This is a genomic window from Streptomyces sp. NPDC058335 (genome assembly GCF_042723915.1).
Taxonomy (GTDB): Bacteria; Actinomycetota; Actinomycetes; order Streptomycetales; family Streptomycetaceae; genus Streptomyces.
Map to the genome: position 1 here is coordinate 157,827 of NZ_JBHXHX010000015.1, position 20,801 is coordinate 178,627.

Consider the following 20,801-nt stretch of genomic DNA (forward strand, 5'->3'; position numbering starts at 1 on the left):
GTGTGAACTCCTTGCGATTACGGCTCATTGGGTCCGACCCCTGCGCCACGGGACGGCTGTGTCGCCGGGCGCCGGCGCGACCGTAACCCCGGCGAAAGGCTTACAGCAAGGGTCGTGAAAGTAACAGAAAGAAATTTCAACGACCCTTGCTGTCAGACGGTCAGCAGCTCGACTTGCCCGCGTAGATCGCCAGCGCGGTGTTCGCGCCCAGGGTGGCGGTGAACTGGCCGCTCGAACCGACCGTCACCGTGGTGTTGTTCTGCACGTTGCAGTACGTCCCGGCGGGCAGCGAGGTCTGGTAGGTCCGGCTCAGGGAACCGCTTTCGTGGTTGATCGCGACATAGCCCTTGGAGCCCCGGCCGAAGGCGATGGCGTCGCCGCCGTTGTCCCACCAGTTGGTGACCGACTGGCCGCGGGTGGCGTTGCGGAAGGCGACCATGCGCTGGATCTCCGGCCAGGCGTGCTGGCACTTCCAGCCGTTCTGCCAGCAGGCGCTCACCGAGCCGCCGTTCGGCGGGCCGGCGTCCGTGTCGGAGAACTCGTAGCCGGAGTTGACGTCCGGCGCGCCGTACGGCCAGGCCAGCATGAAGACGTTGGCCAGCGTGTAGGTGGCGCCGTCCTTGTAGCTCAGCGTGGAGCCGTTGCGCTCGGTGTCGTGGTTGTCGACGAAGACACCGGAGACGGAGCTGTTCATGTAGCCCCAGCCCTCGCCGTAGTTCTTCAGGTAGGCGAGGTTCTCGTTGTTGAAGACCCGCTTGAGGTCGTAGGCGTAGCGGAACTCCTGGACGTCTCCGTTGCCCGTGTACTCGGTGGGCTGGACGGCCTCGCCGCTGCCGTAGATGGCCTCCTGCTTCCAGTAGGCGTTCGGGTTCGTCAGCCGGGACTTGATGTTGGCGAGGTCGGCGGTGTCGATGTGCTTGGCCGCGTCGATGCGGAAGCCGTCGACGCCGAGGGTGAGCAGGTCGTTCAGGTACCCGGCGATCGCCCTGCGGACGTAGTCCTCGCCCGTGTCCAGGTCGGCGAGGCCGACCAGTTCGCAGCGCTGGACGTTCCAGCGGTCGCCGTAGTTGGTGATCTGCGAGGTGCAGTCGTCGAAGTCGTACGAGGAGTACAGGCCGGGGTAGTTGTACTTCGTGTACGACGAGCCGCCGGTGCCGGTGCCGCTGCCCGCGGACATGTGGTTGACGACGGTGTCCACGACGACCTTCACGCCCGCCGCGTGGCAGGTGTTCACCATGTTCTGGAAGGCCGTGCGGTCGCCGAGGCGTCCCGCGATCTTGTAGCTGACCGGCTGGTACGACGTCCACCACTGTGCGCCCTGTATGTGCTCGGCGGGCGGCGAGACCTGCACGTATCCGTAGCCCGCGGGGCCCAGGGTGTTGGTGCACTCCTTGGCGACGGAGGCGAAGTTCCACTCGAAGAGGACGGCGGTGACGTCCTTGGCGCCGGGCGGGGAGGCCTGCGCGAGCGACGGGGTCATGACAAGGGCGGCGGCCGCGAGGGCGAGCGCCCCGGAGAGGGTTCTGCGTGCCATGTGGGGTTCCTTCGACGTTGAAGGTTCTTGCTGAAAGATTCCCGCAATCTTGCGGTGACGCAGATGTTAAAGGCCCGCTGCCTGAAAAGGCAGCGGGCCGTGTGAAGTTGATGCAAGAAGTTTCGCGGGGCCGTCAGGCCGTGGTGAACCACACCGTCGTGTCCGCGGGCACCTTCGCCTCGCCGTCCGCCTCGGTCAGCTCACCGCTGGCGAGCAGAACCCGGCCGTACGCCGGGGTCGTCACCGACTCGCCCGACGTGTTGGCGACGCACACGAACTCACCGCGCCGGAACACCAGGACGCCCTCGGGGGCGCGCAGCCACTCCACCGAGTCGCCCGCGCCGAGGTCCGGCAGGGACCGGCGCAGTTCCAGCGCCGAGCGGTACAGCTCCAGCGTCGAGCCGGGCACGCCCTGCTGCGCCTGGACGCTCAGCTCGCCCCAGCCCTCGGGCTGCGGCAGCCAGCTGCCGCCACCGCCGAAGCCGTACGACGAGCCCTCGCGGGTCCACGGGATCGGGACCCGACAGCCGTCACGGAAGCCGTCCTGACCCGCGCCGCGGAAGTACGCCGGGTCCTGGCGCACCTCGTCGGGCAGGTCGACGACGTCCGGCAGACCCAGTTCCTCGCCCTGGTAGACGTACGCCGAGCCGGGCAGTGCCAGCATCAGCAGGCTGGCCGCGCGGGCGCGCCGCAGGCCCAGCGCGCGGTCGCCCGCCGTGCGGATCTGGGTGCCGAGGCCGGGCGGGTTGGCGAAGCGGGTGGCGTGCCGGGTGACGTCGTGGTTGGACAGCACCCAGGTGGCGGGGGCGCCGACCGGGCGCATGGCCTCCAGCGTGCGGTCGACGACCTGGCGCAGCTCCCTGGCGTCCCACTCGGTCGCCAGGTACTGGAAGTTGAAGGCCTGGTGCAGCTCGTCGGGGCGGACGTAGTTGGCGGTCCGCTCGACGGTCGGCGTCCACGCCTCGGCGACGAAGATGCGCTCGCCTGCGTACTCGTCGAGGACCAAGCGCCACTGCCGGTAGACCTCGTGCACGCCGTCCTGGTCGAAGAACGGCATGACATCGTTGCCCAGCAGCTTGAGCTGGTCATGGGATCCCAGGTCGGGCAGGCCATCCGCCTTCACCAGGCCGTGTGCCACGTCGATGCGGAAGCCGTCGACGCCGATGTCGAGCCAGAACCGCAGGATGGAGCGGAACTCGTCGCCGACCGCCGGGTGTTCCCAGTTGAAGTCGGGCTGCTCGGGCGCGAAGAGGTGCAGGTACCACTCGCCGGGCGTGCCGTCGGGCTCGGTGACCCGGGTCCAGGCCGGGCCGCCGAAGATGGACTCCCAGTCGTTGGGCGGGAGTTCGCCGTCCGCGCCCTTGCCCGGACGGAAGTGGTAGCGGTCGCGCAGCGGGGAGCCGGGGCCCTCGGCGAGCGCCCGCTTGAACCACTCGTGCTGGTCGGAGGAGTGGTTGGGGACCAGGTCGACGATGATCCTCAGTCCCAGCTCGTGGGCGTCGCGGATCAGCGCGTCGGCGTCCAGCAGGTTGCCGAACATGGGGTCGACGGCACGGTAGTCGGCGACGTCGTAGCCGGCGTCGGCCTGCGGCGAGGCGTAGAAGGGGCTGAGCCACACGGCGTCCACGCCGAGGTCGCGCAGGTACGGGAGACGGGAGCGTACGCCCTCCAGGTCACCCATGCCGTCGCCGTTGCTGTCGGCGAAACTGCGCGGGTACACCTGGTAGATGACCGCGTCCCGCCACCAGTCGCCGCGCTGCGCGACGGTGGCGACGGCCGGGTCGGGCCGGGTGGTCGGGGCCGGGGCGGCGGAGTGCTGCTGGCTCATGGCTTCCTTGATGCGGTGGGGGTCCCCCGCTCGCGTGAAGTCGAGAGTGGGGGACGAGTCATCGGGATCAGGCGTACATACGGCGGTGCTGACGAGGCGGCCGCGGTCACAGCGGGGTCGGATGGTGACCGCGGCCGTCTCGGGTCTTCGGGGGGTGTCGGCCCTCCCGGCGGAGGGTCACCCCTTCGTGCCGCCCGCGGTCAGACCGGTCACCAGGTTCTTCTGCACGAGGTAGAAGAACGCGGAAACCGGTATCGCGATCAGCACCGCGGTGGCGGCCATCAGGTTGCGCTGGGCGTCGTGCTCGCTGACGAAGCTCTGCAGTCCGACGGCGAGGGTGTACTTCTCGTCGTCCAGCAGGAACGTCGTGGCGAAGGCGACCTCGCCGAAGGCCGTGATGAAGCTGTAGAACGCGGCTACCGCGAGGCCCGGCTTGGCGAGCGGGAGGATCAGCCGCGCGAAGGTGCCGAAGGGGCTCAGTCCGTCGACCCGGCCGGCCTCGTCGATCTCGAACGGGATGGTGTCGAAGTACCCCTTGAGCAGCCAGGCGCAGTACGGCACCGCGGTCGAGCAGTAGACAAGGATCAGGCCGAGGTAGGTGTCGATCAGCTGGAGGTCCGAAAGGATCTGGTACATCGGCACCATCAGCACGGCGACCGGGAACATCTGGGTCACCAGCAGCACCCACATGAACTTGCGGTAGGCCGGGAAGCGCATACGGGACACCGCGTAACCGGTGGTGGCGGCGATCAGCACGCCGATCACCGTGGTGCCCAGCGACACGATCAGCGAACTCTTCAGCCAGTCGAAGAAGTTCGTGTTCTGCAGGACGAACGAGTAGTTGTCCAGGGTCATCTTCGACCAGATGCGCCCGGGGTGGAGGTAGTCGTCCTTGTCCGGGCCGAGGGAGAGGAAGACCAGCCAGGCGATCGGGAAGAGCGCGATCAGCGAGGCGGCGATCAGCACGCCGTGCGAGGCGAGCGAGGCGACGACACCGCGCTTGCCGCGCGCGGGGCCCCGGGCTGGGCCGGCCGGGGGCCGCTCGGTCACGTCGGCGGAGGTCTCGACGGTGGTGGTACTCATGGGAACTCCTGCCTCAGATCGCGAGCTGCTGCTCGTTGCGGTTCAGCCAGCGGCGGTAGAACGAGGTGAAGACGATCAGGATGGCCAGCAGCAGGATGCCGTAGGCCGCCGACTGGGCGAAGTCACGCGGCTGCTGTCCGAAGCCGAGGTAGTACGCCCAGGTGACAAGGATCTGGGCGTCCGGCGCGGTCGTGCCGAACAGCAGGAAGATCACGGCGAACTGGTTGAAGGTCCAGATGATGCCGAGGAGCACGACGGTGGAGCTGACCGACCGCAGGCCGGGCAGGGTGACGTAGCGGAAGCGCTGCCAGGCGTTGGCGCCGTCCATCTCCGCGGCCTCGTAGAGCGTGGAGTCGATGGACTGGAGGCCGCCGAGCAGGGAGACCATCATGAACGGCACACCGCACCAGGTGTTGACCATGATCGCGGCGAACCGCTGCCAGAAGGTGTCCTCCAGCCACAGCGGCGTCGGCAGGTGCAGGCTCTCCAGGGCGGAGTTGATGATGCCGCCGTCGGAGAGCATGAACCGCCAGCCGAAGACGGTGACGAAGGTCGGCACGGCCCAGGGCAGGACCAGCATCAGCCGGTAGAAGGTGCGTCCGCGCAGCTTCTGGTTGAGCAGGAGGGCGAGGCCGAGACCGATGGTGTAGTGCAGGGCGACGCAGGCTGCCGTCCAGACGATCGTCCAGATGAAGTGCGACCAGAAGCGGTCGTAAGCGGTTTCGCCCCACAGGATGTCGGCGTAGTTGTCCAGGCCGATGAACTTGTAGGTGGCCTCGATCTCGTTGACGCCGATCGTGCGGCCGGTGTTGAGGCTGTTGGCGTCGGTGAGGGTGAGGTACATGCCGTACCCGAGGGGGTACAGCACGAGAACGCCGAGGACGACCACCACGGGGGCGATCATGACGTAGGCGTACCAGTGCTTCTGGTAACCGTGCTTCAGGCGCTGACCCAGCCCGGGGCGCGGCGCGTCACCGCGGCGCTTGCCGGTCGCGCGGTCGATGGCGACTGTCATGGTTCGACACCTTCTGGAAATTCGAAGATCAGGGGCGGGCTGGCACAGGCCGGTGGCCGCCGGATCACTCCCCCACCGCGGGCGGGGTGATCCGGCGGCCACTCGGGGCTCACTTGCTGAAGTCCGGCACCAGCTTGGCGATGGCGGTCTCGGCGTTGCTCAGGCCCTTGTCGAGGGACTCCTTGCCGCCCGCGATCTTGGGCAGTTCGGTGTCCAGGGGGCCCCACAGGGAGCTGTACTCCGGCAGCGCGGGGCGCGGCTGGGCGGCGGACAGCACCGTCTGGTAGCCGGCGATGCCCGGGTCGGCCTTGACCTCGGCGGTGTAGGCGTCGTCGCGCGTCGGCAGCGTGGAGTTCTTCTGCGCGATGGCCGCCTGGGACTTCGCGGAGGTCATGAAGTTGACGAACTTCAGCGCGGCCTTCTGGTGGGCTGCGTCCGAGCCGGCGTAGACCGAGAGGTTGTGGCCGCCGGTCGGGGCGCCCGCCTTGCCGGAGGAGCCGGCCGGGACGGTGGCGATACCCAGGTTGTTCTTGTCCGTGAACGCCGAACCCTTGTAGAAGTTCGTGATCTCCCACGGGCCCTGGACGATCGCGGCGACCTTGCCGTTGACGAACGCGTCCTGGATGTGGGCGTAGGCGTCGGCGGTGGTGTCGGCCTTGTGCAGGCCCTTGCCGTCGAACATGCCGAGCCAGGTGGCGTACGCCTTCTTCGCCTCCGCCGAGTTGACGGTGATCTTCTTGCCCTCGGCGTCGACCGTGTCGGTGCCCTCGCCGTAGAGGAAGGACTGGGCGTAGTAGGCCTGGGTCGAGCCCCAGTAGCCGTCCACCCCGGTCTTGTCCTTGATCGTGGCGGCGGCCTTCTTCAGGTCGTCCCAGGTCTTGGGCGCCTCGGTGATGCCGGCCTTGGCGAAGAGCGCCTTGTTGTAGACCAGCGCGAGGGTGTCGGTGACCATCGGCACGCCGTAGGTCTTGCCCTCGTACTTCGCCTGCTCGATCAGGTTCGGCTTGAACTTGGCCTGGTCGGCGAGGGCCTCGGTGCCGTCCAGCGGCAGGAAGAAGCCCTTCTTGGCGAAGGCGGGGGTCCAGCCGACCTCCGAGCGCAGCACGTCCGGAGCGCCCTTGGAACCGGCGGCGGTGTCGAACTTGTTCTGCGCCTGGTCGAAGGGGACGTTGACGTACTTGACCTTGACGTCCTTGTTGGCGGCCTCGAACTCCTTGACCAAGGCCTGGTACGTCGGCGCCTCATTGGTGGCGTTGGAGGTGTCCCACCAGGTGAGGGTGACCGGACCGTCGGCCGAGTCGCCGCTGTCGTCACTTCCGCCGCAGGCCGTCGCCGCGAGAGCGAGGGACGCCACCAGCGCGGTGGCCGCTATGCCACGCCGCATTGAGTTCTCCTTGAGGGTGAAAGCCCGTGTAGCTCAGGAAACGGCCCCGTCCGCCGCCCCTGTCGACTTGCCGACTGCGCCTTTGCGGCCGCCGGGCGTCCAGAACGTAACAGCGATGTAAGCGTTGCGAAAGACCTTGCAGAAAAGAAGTGCAAGAGATCTCCGAAGTTATTCGTGCGTGACCTCTTGGCGACCGTCATGAGACGCTTGTTTCCAACGGTGGAGCGGTCAGAGACGGGTTGTGCAAGACTCTGCAAGCTCTTGCCATCACTTTCACGAGGGAGTGCGATGACGCAGCAGCCCGGCCGGGGCCGTCCAACAGGTCGCCCGCGGCGCCCGTTTGGTGTGCAAGGGGACACCTGGCCGGTACAGTCCACCCCTGTGACCACACGGCTTGCCGACATCGCTGCGCAGGCGGGGGTGAGCGAAGCGACCGTCAGCCGCGTCCTCAACGGGAAGCCCGGCGTCGCCGCCACCACCCGCCAGTCCGTGCTCGCCGCACTGGACGTCCTGGGCTACGAGCGCCCCGTCCGCCTGCGCCAGCGCAGCGCCGGCCTGGTCGGTCTGATCACGCCCGAGCTGGAGAACCCCATATTCCCGGCCCTGGCCCAGGTCATCGGCCAGGCGCTGACCCGCCAGGGCTACACCCCCGTCCTCGCCACCCAGACCCCGGGCGGCTCCACCGAGGACGAGCTGACCGAGATGCTGGTGGACCGCGGGGTCGCCGGCATCATCTACGTCTCCGGTCTGCACGCGGACACCACCGCCGACATGCAGCGCTACGAGCAGCTGCGCGCGCAGGGCGTTCCCTTCGTCCTCGTCGACGGCTTCTCCCCCAAGGTGCAGGCGCCGTTCATCTCCCCCGACGACCGGGCGGCGATGACCCTGGCGGTCACCCACCTCGCATCCCTGGGCCACACCCGGATCGGCCTGGCCCTCGGCCCCAAGCGCTTCGTCCCGGTCCAGCGCAAGATCGAGGGCTTCGTCCGCGCCATGCAGGACACCCTCGGGCTGAACGCGGAGACGGTCGAGCGGGACATGGTCCAGCACTCGCTCTACACACTGGAGGGCGGTCAGGCCGCCACCATGGCCCTCATCGACCGCGACTGCACGGCGGTGGTCTGCGCCAGCGACATGATGGCCCTCGGCGCGATAAGGGCGGCCCGCCAGCGCGGCCTGTCCGTCCCCCACGACATCTCCGTCGTCGGCTTCGACGACTCCCCCTTGATCGCGTTCACCGACCCGCCCCTGACGACGGTCCGCAAGCCGGTCCCCGCGATGGGCCAGGCCGCGGTGCGCACCCTGCTGGAGGAGATCGGCGGTACGCCGGCCCCGCACAGCGAGTTCGTGTTCATGCCGGAGCTGGTGGTCCGCGGCTCGACGGCCTCGGCGCCCGGTGACCGCAATCGTCCGTAGGGCGGAGAAGCCCGTTTTCGGGCAGTACGTTCGCCGTATCCCCCAGGGGTTCGCCGGTGGGAGAACATGCGGGCCGTATCGGACCAGGGGATGATCGGAGAAGAAGGCTTTTCTGGCAGACTCTGTGTCCATGGGTGAATCGACCGTGACATCACTGGAAGGCCGTGAACAGGCCGTTCCGGCGTCTGTCGCGGCCGCACAACGCCCCGGTCCGCTGCAGCGCCTGCGCACTCCGCGCCGCCCCCGCCTCTGGTTCGAGATCCTGCTGATCGCGGTGAGTTACTGGACGTACTCACTCATCCGCAACGCGGTCCCGGAGCAGCGCGCCGAGGCCCTGCGCAACGCCGACTGGATCTGGCGGATGGAACACCACCTCGGCATCGCCGTCGAGGAGTCCGTCAACCACGGCGTCAACGCGGTGACTTGGCTCATCGTCGGCATGAACTACTACTACGCCACGCTGCACTTCGTGCTGACCCTGGCCGTCCTGGTCTGGCTCTACCGCGCCCACCCCGGCCGCTACGGGGCGGCACGCCTGGCCCTGTTCGCCACCACAGCGGTGGCCCTGGTCGGTTACTACCTGTATCCACTGGCTCCCCCGCGCCTGATGAACGGCAACGACTTCATCGACACGGTGGTCGTCCACCAGACCTGGGGCTCGATGGCCTCGGGCGACCTCAAGAACATGTCGAACCAGTACGCCGCGATGCCCTCCATGCACATCGGCTGGTCCCTGTGGTGCGGCCTGACGATCTTCACCCTGGCCAAGCTCCCCTGGGTACGCATCCTCGGCCTCCTCTACCCCACGGCCACCCTGATCGTCATCGTCGCCACGGCCAACCACTTCTGGCTCGACGCCGTGGGCGGCATGATCTGCCTGGCCTTCGGCTACGCAGTGACCCGCACCTGGTCCGGAGCCCTCCCCCACGCCCTACCGAAACAGCCGCGACCAGGACCCTAGCCACGGGTGACCGTAAGGGATGGCCGCCATCCCACGGGAGCGGTGCGTCGAAAGTCCGTCGCGTAGCCCGTCTCTGCCCCGTAGACCACAGAAGGGACGGCAGTACGCCCAACTGGCGACGGACTCGACGCACCGCCACGGCCCGCGACCCACAACGCACGGTCGACGCGCCACAACGCCCCCGCCCCGTCCCGCCCCCGCACAAGCGGTCACGCCCCGTAGAACAGCGAGTCCACAACCCCCCGAGCCCGCCGCCCGGTCCGCCGGTAGTCGTCGAGCATGTCCCCCACATGACCGGGCCCGTACCCCAGATACCTCCCCACGGCGGCCAGCTCGCGAGGATCGGACGGGAACGTGTCCCCGGCCCGTCCCCGCACCAGCATCACCGCGTTCCGCACTCGAGTGGCCAGCACCCAGGCCTCGTCCAGCGTCGCCGCGTCCTCCTCCGACAACAGCCCGCACGCGCGGGCAGCGGCCAGCGCCCCCCGCGTACGCGTGGTCCGCAGCCCCGCCTCCCCGGCCCCGTACCGCAGTTGCAGGAGCTGCACGGTCCACTCGACGTCCGACAGCCCGCCCGGCCCCAGCTTGGTGTGCAGCTTGGGATCGGCCCCGCGAGGCATTCGCTCGGACTCCATCCGCGCCTTCAGCCGCCGGATCTCCCGCACCGCGTCGTCCCCGAGCCCGGCCCGCGGATACCGCAGCGGATCGATCAGCTCGACGAACCGCCGCCCCAGCTCCTCGTCCCCCGCGACCGGCTCGGCCCGCAGCAGCGCCTGCGACTCCCACCCCAGCGACCACCGCCGGTAGTACGCCTCGTACGACTTCAGCGTCCGCACCAGCGGCCCGGACTTCCCCTCCGGCCGCAGGTCGGCGTCGACGAGCAGCGGCGGATCGGCACTCGGCACCTGGAGCAGCCGCCGCATCTCGGAGACGACCGCGTTGGCGGCCCGACCGGCCTCGTGCTCGTCGACCCCGTCCCGGGGTTCGTGCACGAACAGCACGTCGGCGTCGGACCCGTAACCCAGCTCGTGCCCGCCGAACCGCCCCATGCCGATGATCGCGAACCGGGTGGGCAGCGTGTCGCCCCAGCCTTCCCGTACGACGGCCCGCAGGGTGCCGGCCAGGGTGGCCGCGGTGATGTCGGAGACGGCACCGCCGACCAGGTCGACGAGCGCGCCCTGGTCGGCCTCGACGGGCTGCGCCTCGGTGCCGTAGGAGGCGACGATGTCCGCGGCGGCCGTACGGAACAGCTCCCGCCGCCGTACGCCGCGCGCCGCGGTGACGCCCTGCGCGGCACCCTCCGCGCGGCCGACCGCGGCGAGGATCTCCTGCTCCAGGTGGACCCGTCCGCGCGGCGCCAGCCCGCCCGCGTCGCCGTCCCCGAGCAGCGCGACGGCCTCGGGCGCCCGCATCAGCAGGTCGGGCGCGAGCCGCCCGGCCGACAGGACGCGTGCGAGGTTCTCCGCGGCGGCGCCCTCGTCGCGGAGCAGCCGCAGGTACCAGGGCGTCCTGCCCAGCGCGTCCGACACCTTGCGGAAGTTGAGCAGTCCGGCGTCCGGGTCGGCGGAGTCGGCGAACCAGCCGAGCAGTACGGGCAGCAGCGTCCGCTGGATCGCCGCCTTGCGGGTCACTCCGGACGCCAGCGCCTCCAGGTGCCGCAGCGCCGCGGCCGGGTCGGCGTAGCCGAGGGCGACGAGCCGCTCGCGGGCGGCCTCGGTGCTCAACCGCACCTCGCCCGAGGGGAGCTGGGCCACCGCATCCAGCAGCGGCCGGTAGAACAGCTTCTCGTGCAGCCGCCGTACGACGGCGGCGTGCCGCTTCCACTCGCGGTTCAGCTCGGTCACCGGGTCGGTCCGCAGGCCGAGGGACCGTCCGAGCCGCCGCTGGTCGCCCTCCACCTCGGGGACGAGGTGGGTGCGCCGCAGCCGGTAGAGCTGGATCCGGTGTTCCATGGTCCGCAGGAACCGGTACGCCTCGTCGAGCTGTACGGCGTCGGTCCGCCCGACGTATCCGCCGGCGGCGAGCGCCTGCAAGGCGTCGAGCGTGGTGCCGCTGCGCAGCGACGCGTCGGCCCGCCCGTGCACCAGTTGCAGCAGCTGTACGGCGAACTCGACGTCCCGCAGTCCGCCGGGACCGAGCTTGAGTTCGCGCTCGACCTCGGCGACGGGGATGTTCTCGACGACCCGCCGCCGCATCTTCTGCACGTCGGCGACGAAGTTCTCCCGCTCGGCGGCCTGCCACACCAGCGGCGCGACGGCGTCGACGTACTCCGCGCCCAGCGCCAGGTCCCCGGCGACCGGCCGGGCCTTGAGCAGGGCCTGGAACTCCCAGGTCTTGGCCCAACGCTGGTAGTAGGCGAGATGGCTGCTGAGGGTCCGCACCAGCGGGCCGTTGCGCCCCTCGGGCCGCAGGTTGGCGTCGACGGGCCAGATGGACCCCTCGACGGTGGTCTCGGAGCAGATCCGCATCATGTGCGCGGCCAGCTTGGTGGCGGCGCGCAGGGCCTTGCCCTCGTCGGCACCGTCGGCGGCCTCGCCGACGAAGATGACGTCGACGTCGGAGACGTAGTTCAGCTCGTGTCCGCCGCACTTGCCCATCGCGATCACCGCGAGCCGGCACAGCGCGGCGTCGTCGGAGGCGGCGGCGCGAGCGAGTCCGAGGGCGGACCGGAGTGTGGCGGTGGCGAGATCGGCCAGCTCGGCGGCGGTCTCGGCGAGATCGGTGGTCCCGCACACGTCGCGGGCGGCGATGGACAGCAGGCAGCGCCGGTAGGCGACCCGCAGCGACACCGGATCGTCGGCCTCGGCGAGCCCGCGCTCGAACTCCTCCACCCCGGGGTGCAGGTCCCGCGGCTCGTAGGTGACCAGGGCCTCCCAGTCGCGGGGGTGCCGGGCGAGGTGATCGGCCAGGGCGGCGGACGCGCCGAGCACGCCGAGCAGCCGGTCGCGCAGCGGCTTCGCGGCTATCACCGTGTCGAGCAGCTCCCGCCGGGCGCTCGCGCCGGGCTGCGCCTCCAGCAGCCGGACGAGTCCCTGGAGGGCGAGGTCGGGGTCGGCGGTGCGGCCCAGGGCTTCGAGCAGCACCGGGTCGTTGCGCACGGGGGACAGCTCGGCGCCGTCCAGGAGGCGTTCGGCGGCGGAGGCATCGGTGAACCCGTGCCGCAGCAGTCGCGTGAAGGTGCTGCTTCTGCGCCCCGGCCCCGTCATCCCCGGCCTCCTCGACTCCGATCAAGGTCGTACGGGCTTGAGCGTAACCCGCGTCGCCACGGTGGCGCCCCGGCCGGGTTTCGGGTTGTGTGGGAGGCAGCCATGTGCCTCAGGGCTGCCCCGAGGCGGCCGTACGGCATGTATGACGGTCGCGACAAAGGAGTCACGCCATGGACATGACCCTCGAAGTCATCCTGCTGCCGGTGTCCGACGTGGACCGCGCCAAGGAGTTCTACCGGGACAAGGTCGGCTTCCATGTGGATCTCGACGGCGAGGTGATGGAAGGCGTACGGATCGTGCAGCTCACGCCGCCCGGCTCGGGCTGTTCGATCGCCCTGGCGGACGGCCTCCAGATGCCGACGGGCATGCCGGCCCCGGGGACGTACCACGGCCTGCAGCTCTGCGTGACGGACGCGAAGGCGGCCTACGAGGAGCTGACCGCCCGCGGCCTGGACGTCAGCGAGCCGCAGCAGTTCGCCCCGCAGGACGGCGCGACCTTCATGTACTTCAAGGACCCCGACGGCAACGGCTGGGCGATCCAGGAGTACCGCCGCCGCGCGACGGAACCCCTGCACCAGCTCCTCGCGGACCTCGCCGCGCGGCGCGACCAGGGCTAGACCCGGCCCCGCGCCCACGACCCGCCTGGCCGCTCGGCACCGGAGCTGCTCAGCCGCGGCCGGCCGGGTACCGGCCACGACCCGGAGGCGATCCGGCCTGGGCCCGCTCCACCGGCCTACGGCCTGGAGGCCCCGGCGCGCGGCCCGCTCCCCGAGCACGTCATCGACGCCCGTCGGACGACCCGGAACACCACCGCGGCCTGACCCACGCGCAGACGGCGAGGGGCCGACGGCTGATGACCAGCCGCCGGCCCCTCGCCGTGATGACGCGATGCACCGATGCACCGATGCACCGATGCACCGATGCGGTGGGTTACAGCACCGGCAGGTTCTTCCGCAGCTCGAAGGCGGTGACCTCGGAGCGGTACTCCTCCCACTCCTGGCGCTTGTTGCGCAGGAAGAAGTCGAAGACGTGCTCGCCGAGGGTCTCGGCGACGAGGTCGCTGCGCTCCATGAGGGTCAGGGCCTCGCCGAGGTTCTGCGGGAGGGGCTCGATGCCCATCGCGCGGCGCTCGGCGTCGGAGAGGGCCCACACGTCGTCCTCGGCGCCCGGCGGCAGCTCGTAGCCCTCCTCGACGCCCTTGAGGCCGGCGGCGAGCAGCATGGCGTACGCCAGGTAGGGGTTGGCGCCGGAGTCGAGGGAGCGGACCTCGATGCGGGCCGAGCCGGTCTTGCCGGGCTTGTACATCGGGACGCGGACCAGGGCCGAGCGGTTGTTGTGACCCCAGCAGATGTACGAGGGGGCCTCGCCGCCGGCGCCGGCGGTGCGCTCGGAGCCGCCCCAGATGCGCTTGTAGGAGTTGACCCACTGGTTGGTGACGGCGGAGATCTCCGCCGCGTGCTTGAGCAGGCCGGCGATGAAGGAGCGGCCGACCTTGGAGAGCTGGTACTCGGAGCCGGACTCGTAGAACGCGTTGCGGTCGCCCTCGAAGAGGGAGAGGTGCGTGTGCATGCCGGAGCCGGGGTGCTCGGAGAACGGCTTCGGCATGAAGGTCGCCTGGACGCCCTGCTCCAGCGCGACCTGCTTCATGACCAGGCGGAACGTCATGATGTTGTCCGCGGTGGAGAGCGCGTCGGCGTATCGCAGGTCGATCTCCTGCTGGCCGGGGGCGCCCTCGTGGTGGGAGAACTCGACCGAGATGCCCATCGACTCCAGCATGGTGATCGCCTGACGGCGGAAGTCCATGCCGATGTTCTGCGGGGTGTGGTCGAAGTAGCCGGAGTTGTCGGCGGGGGTGGGACGGGAGCCGTCGAGGGGGCGGTCCTTCAGCAGGAAGAACTCGATCTCGGGGTGCGTGTAGAAGGTGAAGCCCAGGTCGGAGGCGCGGGCGAGGGCGCGCTTGAGCACGTACCTCGGGTCGGCGAAGGACGGCGAGCCGTCCGGCATGAGGATGTCGCAGAACATCCGGGCGGTGCCGGGGGCCTCCGCGCGCCAGGGGAGGACCTGGAAGGTGGACGGGTCCGGCTTGGCGATCATGTCGGATTCGTACACCCGGGCGAAGCCCTCGATGGCGGAGCCGTCGAAACCGATGCCCTCGTCAAATGCCTGTTCGAGTTCCGCCGGGGCCACGGCGACGGACTTGAGGAAGCCCAGCACGTCCGTGAACCACAGGCGTACGAACCGGATGTCGCGCTCCTCCAACGTCCGGAGCACGAACTCCTGCTGCTTGTCCATCTTCCGCTTCCCCATCCTTGCTGGTCAGGCCGCCTGTCTCCCGCATCACGGGAGGCGGTCGGGCACCTGAGCATCCCACCACAACACCATTTCGTGCGCGTTGCGCACCTTGATCGTCAGGCCGACCTCAGGGTGAATGCCTCGCGTACGACAGATGTACCGCTCCCCGCCCATCTTGCCTGCTCGGACCGACATCCGTAATGCCCGGCCCCCTCCACCTCCCGATCCCTCTCGCGATCGACCGTTCAGCACGCCGCCGCCGGCCGGAGACGCGAGGACAATGTGCATCTCAGCCTCCATTTGTCCGGTCGCCTCCGCGCCACCCGCTCCCGGCCTTGGCTGTGACCTGTCTACGAGTTTGCCCAGTTCCCCCATTACGATCAGCGGAACCGAACGACTCGAACAACCCCGGACACCGCGCAAGCACCGCACCGCCCCGCACGCCCCGACCGTTCCGCCCCCTTTCCCCAGAAGGACAGGCCCCATGGGTTCCGCCAAGAAGAACACCAGCGCGGCGCGCAAGGCGCGCATAGAGGAGATGCGCCGTGCCGAGCAGTCGCGCGACCGGCGCAACCGGATCCTGACGATCACGGCCAGCGCCGTCGTGGTGGGCGCCCTCGTCGCCGGCACCGTGTTCCTGGTGCAGTCGCAGTCGGACGACGACCCCTCCGCCGACGCCAAGACCTCGGGCAGCTTCGTCACCGGCTCGGACGGCGTGAAGACGTGGAAGGGCACCCTGGGGCGCACCCACGTCACCAAGGCGGTGACCTACCCGATGGAGCCGCCGGTCGGCGGTGACCACAACCAGGCGTGGATGAACTGCAACGGCGACGTCTACACCAAGGCCCTCGACAACGTGAACGCGGTCCACTCGCTGGAGCACGGCGCGGTCTGGGTGACGTACAACAGCAAGGCCCCGAAGGCCGACGTGGACGCGCTGGCGGCGAAGGTGAAGAAGACGCCGTACACGCTGATGAGCCCGGACGACAAGCAGGCCGATCCGATCATGCTGACCGCATGGGGGCACCAGCGGACGGTGAGCGGGGCGAGCGACCCGAACATCGACAAGTTCTTCGAGAAGTACGTGCAGGGCGAGCAGACGCCGGAGCCGGGCGCCGCGTGCACGGGCGGTCTGTCGAAGTGAGGTACGCGGGAGTCGCCGTGGCCGTGGCCGGTGTTCTGGTCGCGGCCGGGGCGATCAGCTACTCCGTCGCCGGGGACAACGGTTCCGAGGTCCCCTCCGTGAACTCCGCGGACGCCGGCTTCGCCCGGGACATGGCGGTGCACCACCAGCAGGCCGTCGAGATGTCGTACATCGTGCGCGACCGCACGAAGGACGAGGAAGTGCGGCGGCTCGCGTACGACATCGCCCAGACGCAGGCCAACCAGCGCGGCATGCTGATCGGCTGGCTCGACCTGTGGGGCCTGCCCAAGGTGTCCTCGGACGAGCCGATGGCCTGGATGGGCATGTCCGGCATGGCCTCCGGTGAGGACGGCGAGCTGATGCCGGGCATGGCCACCAACACCGAGATGAAGAAGCTCGGCACACTGAACGGCAAGCAGGCCGAGATCTTCTACCTCCAGCTGATGACGACCCATCACAAGGGCGGCGTGCACATGGCCGAGGGCTGTGCCGACAAGTGCACGGTGGGCGTGGAGAAGCGGCTCGCGCAGGGCATGGTCGAGGCGCAGCAGTCGGAGATGCAGCTGATGGCGGACCTGCTCAAGTCGCGGGGTGCCGCGCCGAGTTCGTAGGTCCGGGGCCGCCTCGCACCGGACGCACCACCCAAATCGCCCTCCCGCAGGGCCCCTTGGCCGCTTCTTGGGGTGGGCAGGGTTCTTCTTGGTCTCCGCATTCCCCTGGCATGAACGGTTCATCGCCAGAGTGGCCACCGTCGGGTGATCCACTCGCGACGAACCACCTACCAGGGGGTCCCATGAGATCCACACGTGCCGCGCTGCGCGCCGGAGCGAGCATGGCAGCGACACTGCCGATGATCGCCGGCGCGCTGGCGCTCGGCATCCCCGCGGCGCACGCCGCGGACGGCCCGTCCCGCGACACGCTGGCCGGCACCAGGCCCGCGTGGGCCACGGCCGAAGCTGACCGGGGCGCCACCCCGGACGGCGCCGGCGTCTCCGCGCGCGTCTATCTGGCGGGCCGCGACGCCACGGGCCTGGCCGCGTACGCGAAAGCGGTTTCCGACCCGTCCTCCGCCGCGTACGGCAGGTATCTCTCCGCCGCCGAGACGCAGGCACGCTTCGGCGCGACCGCCGCGCAGGTGGCCGCGGTCAGGTCCTGGCTCACCGCGGCCGGGCTGAAGGTCACCGGCGTCACACGGCACTACGTCGCGGTCAGCGGTGACGTGGCCGCCACCGAGAAGGCGTTCGGCACCCAGCTGCACGACTACACCAAGGGCGCGAAGACCTACCGTGCCCCGTCGAGGGCGGCCTCCGTGCCGGCCGGCCTGGACGGCGCGGTCCTCACCGTCACCGGCCTGGACAACGCCCCGCACCGGGCCGATGCCAAGGATCAGCTCCCCGCGCCGGACGCGGTGTTCAAGAACGCCGGGCCGTTCTCCTCGTACTACGGCTCGAACGTGGCGGCCTCGCTGCCGGACGCGTACGGCACGAAGATCCCGTACGCCGTGCAGGGGTACACCGGCAGCCAGCTGCGGGCCGCGTACGGCGCGGGCAGCCGGACCGGCAAGGGGGTGCGCGTCGCCATCACCGACGCCTACGCCTCGCCGACCATCGCCTACGACGCGGCCGCCTACGCACGCGAGCACGGCGACGCGGCCTGGAAGACGGGGCAGCTCAGCCAGGTCCTGCCGAAGAACTACACGAGGACCGAGGAGTGCGGGGCGGCGGGCTGGTACGGCGAGGAGACCCTCGACGTCGAGGCCGTGCACGCGGTCGCGCCGGCCGCGAGCGTCACCTACGTGGGCGCGGCGTCCTGCTACGACGACGACCTGCTCGACTCGCTCGGCAAGGTCGTCGACAACCACCTGGCCGACATCGTCTCCAACTCCTGGGGCGACATCGAGGCCAACCAGACGCCGGACCTCGCGGCCGCCTACGACCAGGTCTTCCAGCTGGGCGCGGTGGAGGGAATCGGTTTCTACTTCTCCTCCGGCGACGACGGCGACGAGGTCGCGAACACCGGGACCAAGCAGGTCGACGTCCCGGCGGACTCGGCGTGGGTGACGGCGGTCGGCGGCACCTCGCTCGCGGTCGGCAAGAACGACACCTACCTGTGGGAGACCGGCTGGGGCACCGAGAAGGCGTCCCTGTCGGCGGACGGCACGAGCTGGACGGACTTCCCCGGCGTGTTCACCTCGGGCGCGGGCGGCGGCACCAGCAGGACCGTCGCCGAGCCGTACTACCAGAAGGGCGTCGTCCCGAACGCGCTCGCGACGGCCAACAGCGCCGCCGGCAACCGCGTCGTCCCGGACATCTCGGCGATCGCCGACCCCAACACGGGCTTCGAGGTCGGGCAGACGCAGACCTTCCCGGACGGCTCGCAGCGGTACAGCGAGTACCGCATCGGCGGCACCTCGCTGGCCGCGCCGGTCATCGCGGCCGTCCAGGCCCTTGCCCAGGAGGCCCGCGGCGGCAAGCCGATCGGCTTCGCCAACCCGGCGATCTACTCCAGGTCCGGCTCGCGGGTCTACCACGACGTCACGGACGACCCGACGGGCTCCCCTCTCGCCGTGGCGCGCGTCGACTTCACCAACTCCTACGACGCGGCGGGCGGCCTGCTGACCTCCGTCCGCAGCCTCGGCAAGGACAGTTCGCTGTCCGCGGTAAAGGGTTACGACGACGTCACCGGCGTGGGAACGCCGACAAGCGGTTACGTCGAGTCGTACCGACGGCGCTGAGGCGCTGACGTGTTGCGGCGCTGACGCGTTGCGGCACGGCCGATGACGGCGACCAGGGGGCGCGGGGCTGTTTCGCCCCGCGCCCCCTGCGCCGTACTCGCGCCGGGACCCGCACCTCCCGCCACCCATCGCGTCGCACTGACGATTACACTGCCCGTGTGAACTTCTGGTCGATCTATCAGCACGGCTTCGCACGCGTCGCCGCGTGCACGGGCCACACCGTCATCGCGGACCCGCACGCCAACGCCGAAGCGGTCCTGCGCCACGCCCGCCGGTGCGCCGAGGAGGGTGTCGCCGTCGCCGTGTTCCCGGAGATGGTGCTGTGCGGCTACTCGATCGAGGACCTGCTGCTCCAGGACGCGCTGCTCGACCAGGTCGAGGAGGCGCTCCAGGAGGTGGTGGCGGGCTCGTCGGAGCTGCTGCCGGTGCTGGTCGTCGGTGCCCCGCTGCGCCACCGCAACCGGGTCTACAACTGCGCGGTGATCGTGCACCGCGGCCGGGTCCTGGGCGTCGTCCCCAAGTCGTACCCGCCCAACTACCGTGAGTTCTACGAGCGTCGGCAGATCGCCGGGGGCGACGACGAGCGCGGCGGGACGATCGGGGTCGGCGGCAAGGCCGTACCGTTCGGCGTGGACCTGCTCTTCGAGGCGGCGGACGTCCCCGGGCTGGTGCTGCACGCGGAGGTCTGCGAGGACATGTGGGTCCCGGTGCCGCCGAGCGCCGAGGCCGCCCTGGCGGGCGCGACCGTCCTGGTCAACCTGTCGGGCAGCCCGATCACGGTCGGCAGGGCCGAGGACCGCAAGCTGCTGTGCCGCTCCGCGTCCTCCCGCTGCCTCGCAGCCTACGTCTACGCGGCGGCCGGCCTCGGTGAGTCGACCACCGACCTGTCCTGGGACGGGCAGACCCTGATCTACGAGAACGGGGTGCTGCTGGCGGAGTCCGACCGTTTCCCGCTCGACGAGCAGTACGCGGTGGCCGACGTGGACCTCGACCTGCTGCGGCAGGAGCGGATGCGGATGGGCACGTTCGACGACAACCGCCGTACGCACTCGGCGCGGACCGGGGACTTCAGGACGGTGTCGTTCGAACTCGCCCCGCCGGTCACCGAGCTGGGGCTGCGCCGCCGCGTCGAGCGGTTCCCGTTCGTGCCCGCCGACCCCGAGCGACTCGCCCTGGACTGCTACGAGGCGTACAACATCCAGGTCGCGGGACTGCAGCAGCGGCTGGCCTCCATCGGCGGCCCGAAGGTCGTCATCGGGGTGTCCGGCGGCCTCGACTCCACGCACGCGCTGATCGTCGCGGCGCGCGCGATGGACCGGGCGGGCCGTCCGCGCAGCGACATCCTGGCCTGGACCCTGCCCGGCTTCGCCACCAGCGACCACACCAAGGACAACGCGCACAAGCTGATGCGTGCCCTCGGCGTCACCGCGGCCGAGCTGGACATCACGCCGACCGCGCGGCTGATGCTGAAGGAGATGGGCCACCCGTTCGCCTCCGGTGAGCCGGTGTACGACGTCACCTTCGAGAACGTGCAGGCGGGACTCCGCACCGACTACCTGTTCCGGCTCGCCAACCAGCGCGGCGGCATCGTGCTGGGCACCGGCGATCTGTCGGAGCTGGCGCTCGGCTGGTCCACGTACGGCGTGGGCGACCAGATGAGTCACTACAACGTCAACTCCGGTGTGCCGAAGACGCTGATCCAGCACCTGATCCGCTGGATCATCGGCAGCGGCCAGTTCGACGAGGAGACCGGCAAGATCCTCGCCGCCATCCTCGACACCGAGATCAGCCCGGAACTCGTACCCGGCGAGGAGATGCAGTCCACCGAGTCCCGGATCGGGCCGTACGCGCTGCACGACTTCACCCTGTTCCACGTGCTGCGCTACGGCTTCCGGCCGTCGAAGATCGCCTTCCTCGCCTGGCACGCCTGGCACGACGCGGAGAGCGGCGCCTGGCCGCCGAACTTCCCCCAGGCCAAGCGGGTGGCGTACGACCTGCCGGAGATCCGGCAGTGGCTGGAGGTGTTCTGCCGTCGCTTCTTCGCGTTCGCGCAGTTCAAGCGCTCGGCCATGCCGAACGGGCCGAAGGTCTCGGCCGGGGGCTCGCTCTCCCCGCGCGGCGACTGGCGCGCACCGTCCGACAGCACGGCCGAGGCATGGCTGCGCGACCTCGCCCGGATCGACGCGGCGGTGGCGGAACGCTGA

Annotated in this window: 14 protein-coding genes; 7 read left to right on the forward strand and 7 right to left on the reverse strand. The window is 70.0% G+C overall.

Features of this window, described 5'->3' with window-relative positions; translation table 11 throughout:
* Nucleotides 1-160: 160 nt before the first annotated feature.
* The 5 genes from ACFWJX_RS27895 to ACFWJX_RS27915 form a co-directional block, all read right to left on the reverse strand.
* On the reverse strand, nt 161-1,534 hold the full coding sequence (locus ACFWJX_RS27895; RefSeq protein WP_383248484.1) for an alpha-amylase family protein: 1,374 nt from the start codon (nt 1,532-1,534) through the stop codon (nt 161-163).
* A gap of 133 nt (nt 1,535-1,667) precedes the next feature.
* On the reverse strand, nt 1,668-3,362 hold the full coding sequence (locus tag ACFWJX_RS27900; protein WP_383248486.1) for a glycoside hydrolase family 13 protein: 1,695 nt from the start codon (nt 3,360-3,362) through the stop codon (nt 1,668-1,670).
* A 177-nt stretch (nt 3,363-3,539) separates the two neighbouring features.
* A complete protein-coding gene (locus ACFWJX_RS27905) occupies nt 3,540-4,445 on the reverse strand; it encodes a sugar ABC transporter permease (RefSeq protein WP_383248488.1) in 906 nt (301 codons plus the stop codon).
* Nucleotides 4,446-4,458: 13 nt separating this feature from the next.
* Nucleotides 4,459-5,460: a carbohydrate ABC transporter permease gene (locus tag ACFWJX_RS27910; protein WP_383248490.1), complete on the reverse strand. Its 1,002-nt coding sequence runs from the start codon at nt 5,458-5,460 to the stop codon at nt 4,459-4,461.
* 109 nt (nt 5,461-5,569) lie between these two features.
* Complete coding sequence (locus ACFWJX_RS27915; protein WP_383248492.1) at nt 5,570-6,844, reverse strand: extracellular solute-binding protein; 1,275 nt, start codon at nt 6,842-6,844, stop codon at nt 5,570-5,572.
* A gap of 381 nt (nt 6,845-7,225) precedes the next feature.
* Between ACFWJX_RS27915 and ACFWJX_RS27920 the strand changes: the two genes are divergently transcribed.
* Both ACFWJX_RS27920 and ACFWJX_RS27925 read left to right on the forward strand, forming a co-directional pair.
* Entirely contained in the window at nt 7,226-8,260 is a 1,035-nt protein-coding gene (locus tag ACFWJX_RS27920; RefSeq protein ID WP_383248494.1) for a LacI family DNA-binding transcriptional regulator, read from the forward strand.
* 130 nt (nt 8,261-8,390) lie between these two features.
* Nucleotides 8,391-9,221, forward strand: coding sequence for a phosphatase PAP2 family protein (locus ACFWJX_RS27925; protein ID WP_383248496.1), 831 nt, complete (start codon nt 8,391-8,393; stop codon nt 9,219-9,221).
* Between the two features lie 209 nt (nt 9,222-9,430).
* Here ACFWJX_RS27925 and ACFWJX_RS27930 read toward each other — a convergent pair whose 3' ends face one another.
* Nucleotides 9,431-12,427: a bifunctional [glutamine synthetase] adenylyltransferase/[glutamine synthetase]-adenylyl-L-tyrosine phosphorylase gene (locus tag ACFWJX_RS27930; protein WP_383248498.1), complete on the reverse strand. Its 2,997-nt coding sequence runs from the start codon at nt 12,425-12,427 to the stop codon at nt 9,431-9,433.
* Between the two features lie 170 nt (nt 12,428-12,597).
* Between ACFWJX_RS27930 and ACFWJX_RS27935 the strand changes: the two genes are divergently transcribed.
* Entirely contained in the window at nt 12,598-13,044 is a 447-nt protein-coding gene (locus ACFWJX_RS27935) for a VOC family protein (RefSeq protein WP_383248500.1), read from the forward strand.
* Nucleotides 13,045-13,357: 313 nt separating this feature from the next.
* On the opposite strand, the gene glnA is transcribed toward ACFWJX_RS27935, so the two are convergent.
* Complete coding sequence (gene glnA, locus ACFWJX_RS27940; RefSeq protein ID WP_383248502.1) at nt 13,358-14,719, reverse strand: type I glutamate--ammonia ligase; 1,362 nt, start codon at nt 14,717-14,719, stop codon at nt 13,358-13,360.
* A gap of 484 nt (nt 14,720-15,203) precedes the next feature.
* Between glnA and ACFWJX_RS27945 the strand changes: the two genes are divergently transcribed.
* The 4 genes from ACFWJX_RS27945 (at nt 15,204) to ACFWJX_RS27960 (ending at nt 20,801) form a co-directional block, all read left to right on the forward strand.
* On the forward strand, nt 15,204-15,863 hold the full coding sequence (locus tag ACFWJX_RS27945; protein ID WP_383248504.1) for a DUF3105 domain-containing protein: 660 nt from the start codon (nt 15,204-15,206) through the stop codon (nt 15,861-15,863).
* The gene (locus tag ACFWJX_RS27950; protein ID WP_383248506.1) at nt 15,860-16,474 is read left to right on the forward strand and encodes a DUF305 domain-containing protein; all 615 of its coding nucleotides are present in this window, start codon (nt 15,860-15,862) and stop codon (nt 16,472-16,474) included. The genes ACFWJX_RS27945 and ACFWJX_RS27950 overlap by 4 nt, the downstream gene beginning before the upstream one ends.
* 182 nt (nt 16,475-16,656) lie before the next feature.
* Entirely contained in the window at nt 16,657-18,597 is a 1,941-nt protein-coding gene (locus ACFWJX_RS27955; RefSeq protein WP_383248508.1) for a protease pro-enzyme activation domain-containing protein, read from the forward strand.
* Between the two features lie 158 nt (nt 18,598-18,755).
* The gene (locus ACFWJX_RS27960; RefSeq protein WP_383248510.1) at nt 18,756-20,801 is read left to right on the forward strand and encodes an NAD(+) synthase; all 2,046 of its coding nucleotides are present in this window, start codon (nt 18,756-18,758) and stop codon (nt 20,799-20,801) included.